At 34.6% G+C, this 3,361-nt stretch carries 7 protein-coding genes; all 7 read right to left on the bottom strand.

Going from position 1 to position 3,361, the window contains the following annotated elements:
- Window positions 1-99: 99 nt before the first annotated feature.
- The 7 genes from BM161_RS14130 to BM161_RS14100 all read right to left on the bottom strand — a co-directional run bounded on the left by BM161_RS14130 (window position 100) and on the right by BM161_RS14100 (window position 3,198).
- Window positions 100-375, bottom strand: a complete 276-nt coding sequence (locus BM161_RS14130; protein ID WP_074933929.1) for a hypothetical protein — start codon at window positions 373-375, stop codon at window positions 100-102.
- Between the two features lie 60 nt (window positions 376-435).
- Entirely contained in the window at window positions 436-921 is a 486-nt protein-coding gene (locus tag BM161_RS14125) for a GNAT family N-acetyltransferase (RefSeq protein ID WP_177206254.1), read from the bottom strand.
- Between the two features lie 175 nt (window positions 922-1,096).
- Entirely contained in the window at window positions 1,097-1,390 is a 294-nt protein-coding gene (locus BM161_RS14120) for a type II toxin-antitoxin system RelE/ParE family toxin (RefSeq protein WP_244882883.1), read from the bottom strand.
- Window positions 1,391-1,400: 10 nt separating this feature from the next.
- Complete coding sequence (locus BM161_RS14115; protein ID WP_143090590.1) at window positions 1,401-1,661, bottom strand: type II toxin-antitoxin system Phd/YefM family antitoxin; 261 nt, start codon at window positions 1,659-1,661, stop codon at window positions 1,401-1,403.
- 105 nt (window positions 1,662-1,766) lie between these two features.
- Window positions 1,767-2,201 (bottom strand): GNAT family N-acetyltransferase, encoded by a 435-nt coding sequence (locus BM161_RS14110; RefSeq protein WP_074933920.1) that lies wholly within the window; start codon window positions 2,199-2,201, stop codon window positions 1,767-1,769.
- 342 nt (window positions 2,202-2,543) lie between these two features.
- Window positions 2,544-2,849: a helix-turn-helix domain-containing protein gene (locus BM161_RS14105; RefSeq protein ID WP_074933918.1), complete on the bottom strand. Its 306-nt coding sequence runs from the start codon at window positions 2,847-2,849 to the stop codon at window positions 2,544-2,546.
- Window positions 2,818-3,198, bottom strand: a complete 381-nt coding sequence (locus BM161_RS14100) for a type II toxin-antitoxin system RelE/ParE family toxin (protein ID WP_074933932.1) — start codon at window positions 3,196-3,198, stop codon at window positions 2,818-2,820. Before BM161_RS14100 ends, BM161_RS14105 begins: the two co-directional genes overlap by 32 nt.
- Window positions 3,199-3,361 lie beyond the last annotated feature (163 nt).

The following is a 3,361-nucleotide window of genomic DNA, read 5'->3' as shown; positions in this document are numbered from 1 at the left end:
TTCTCAAAAAAGAAGACTGCCTGAAAAAGACAGCCTTAAGTGATTATTTTTTGAGGATTCTTATTGACAAGCTGGGGCCTTATATGTGTTATACGTTTTTTATTCTAACCAAGCGTTTATAAACTGCTTAGTGATCATCATTTTACCATATTCAGAAGTTAGTGGATATGCATCACCAAAATCTAAACATTTTCCAGAAGCATCAAATACTTTCCTGCCTTTTACCATTAAATTGATATTTCTGGAAATCCCATTTTCATTTATTTCCATTATTACAATATAATTTTCATCTGAATTATATACATCTTTGGATATTAGTCGGACTTTAATACCGCTCTTCATTTCTATCCAGATATTCAATAAAATGTTTTCCAAACTGACTCCATTTATTTACAAGATTGATGTTGTTATCTATTGAACTCGACCGGATATCGGTTATGATCTTACTTCCAGTTCCATATAACGTCTGTATGTATTGAACCCTACTGCTTCGTAAAAAGCTAGAGCATCTTGATTGAAGTCCCACATATTGAGTTCCAGTTTTGGAAAACCTTGGGCGCGGGCATATTCTTTTATAAAGTCTATAAGTTTAGTTGCCACGCCCTGTCGTCTGAAAGTATCCTTTACACCAAACTGGTCTACTTCTATATAATCCCGCGCCTTTTGATAAACTCCGGCAGTTTTATGAATTTCTTGAATAATTGCCATGCCACAGATTTGGTCTTTTTCAAGGGCAACTATTATCTTTTTCGTTTCATCCTCATAAATATCATAGATACAGCTGACAATTTCTCCTTTAAATTCAGGATAGAAAATGTCAGGGCGTCCTTTTGAATGTAAGTCGCTTACCTGTTTCCTGATTTTATTTACTTCTTCAAGTTCTTCTTTTTTTGCAAATCTAATTTCCACTTTATTTCCCATTTCCAGCCTAGTGGGCTGTGCGTATAACAACTGGTTGTACCTGCCTACAATCGAAGAGCCGTTAAGAAAAATGCGAAAGCATTTTTTAGGCTCATCGAAATAATGGCTCGGAACAATTGATTGTTCCGCAGCGGGCATGACCCGCTGTCGGCTACGAACCTTTGTTAGGTTGCTTCTATATTAAATTAGCATAATCTCTTTTTGCATAAAAGATTCTCATTATAGATACTTCTTTCTCAATATCATCGATTAAGTACAGAGCGATATAATTTTTTTTGAAAAGAAATCTGTGATATCCTTCAGATTGCAAAACTGAATCATTACTTAACGGATACATATAAGGATTATCTGAAATATTGTTCTTTTCTTCGAGAAATTCTTCAAGTAAACTTTCAGCAGCGCTTGGATTACAAAGTTTTTCTGTAAAATAAGTTACAATTTCGGATAAATCCTGCTCAGCCTTTTCCATGATTCGGGCATTATAGGCCATGATTTTTTCTTATTCTTGAAATTGCATCTTCAACAGAAGAATACTTTCCCTGTTTCATATCCTGTTTTGCTTCTTCAAGTTTTCCATATACGTTTACAAGGAACAGGTTCTTTTCATAAGTTTCCATGCTCATTAAAACCATGTCTCCATATCCATTTTTTGTAACGAAAATCGGTTCTTCTTCTTCATGGCATAGAGTCGAAATTGCTGTAGTGTTTTTTAAATCCCTTATAGGAACTATTCTAGGCATTTGTATTCTCCTTGTGGGATAATTTTACCACGATATTTGTTTTTTTGTCTATAAAAAAAGGCGGGCTTGACCCGACATCCGATTTGAAGTGCATGTTATACCAAATTATATTTTCTTTATGAATCTCAATTGTTCTTTTTCAGATTCATAACCCATATGTTTATAAAATTTATGAGCCTCTACTCTTCCAATTCCAGAATTAACTCTCATATATTTTATCCCATTTTCTCTTGCCCAGTTTTCGCCGACAAGTAGAAGTTTTTTGCCAATTCCATTTTTTTGAAATTCTTTCTTAACTGCAAGCCCCAGTACATTGCACATAGTTTCGAAATATAAAGTATCGTATTTTTCTACATGAACATATCCGGCAACAATACCGTTTTTACATGCGACAAATACTTGTTCACGATTTTTATTTAATGATTTTATTTTTTCTTCAACTAAAGAAACAGAACATTCATATCCTAAATCTTCTTCGCTGATAGATTTAATACCGTTTGTATCAGACAGTTTTATTTCTCTTATTTCAAAATCATCCATTTTTATTCAACACTATTTTCCAAAAATCAGGCTTGAACTGATTTTTGACGATTTCGATTTTTTTTCTGGAAGTAAGATGAAAATTCAACCACTTCCTGTGACCGCCCTAAAGTTTTATTTTTCATATTTTCAGCAAGCTTGACTTGCTGAAAATATATTCCTTAATATCGCTTCTTTGCTTCGCTAATAAACCTTAAAAAAGCTTCCTTGCGAGCTTTCATTATTACCGCTTCTTCGTCCAAGCCCTAAATACGAGCACGCCTACAGGCGTGTCGGTATAACAACTGGTTGTACCGCAGGCAGCTTGACTGCCTGTCGGCTTTGAACTTTTGTTATGTGAATTTATACTTTCAACAAAACTTTTTCTTGTTTCTTTGATACGGCAACCTTTGGATATGTAATTATTTCCAATCCCATTCCAAGACTGTCCAGGTAATCTATTAAAGTAGAAATTTTCATATCCTTTCTTTTTTCTATTTTTGAAACTGACGACTGTGTGAAATTTGCCATTTCTGATTGTTTTATATTTTTTTCTTCTCGGAGCTGTGCAAGGCGGATAGACATAATATCCTGCTCGGCTTTTATGTGAGCTCGTCTTACAGCTTCGGGAGACATATTACTTTCCATCATTTTGATTGCATCTTTCATTTTCCAACTCCTTTTCATGTTTCTCTATGATTGCTTCAGATTCAGCAATTAAATCTTTGTAAAATTTCTTCTGATCTTTTCCTTTCTTATCCCCACCTGTAAGCAGAAATGCATTTCTTTCGGTATCAAAATAATAGGCAACTCTCAGTACATGTTGTTGTGTTTGATTTCTTAATTCCTTCAGGTTCGTATATTTTTTCGAACCATGGAGAGTATCTGCATATGGACGAGGAAGTTGAGGACCGTACTGACGGAGTAAAAGAACTCTTTGTAATACGGCTTCTTTACTTTCTTCGTCCAAACTTAGAAACCAGCCATCATATTCATCGGATGAATCAACATTCCACATGGTTTTATTATATGAACTAAAGTGAATATTTGTCAACATAAAAAATGGCGGGCTTGACCCGCTGTTGTCTACGAACCTTTGAAAATCATTAAGGCCCCAGTTTTATCATGCTAAGATAGATAAGTCCATCAGGGCACAATATCCTAATTAATTCGACAGGGGG

This window comes from Treponema bryantii, assembly GCF_900113965.1.
Taxonomy (GTDB): domain Bacteria; phylum Spirochaetota; class Spirochaetia; order Treponematales; family Treponemataceae; genus Treponema_D; species Treponema_D bryantii_A.
Note: the sequence above shows the minus strand (reverse complement) of the source record. Positions and strands in the feature narration are given on the sequence as shown.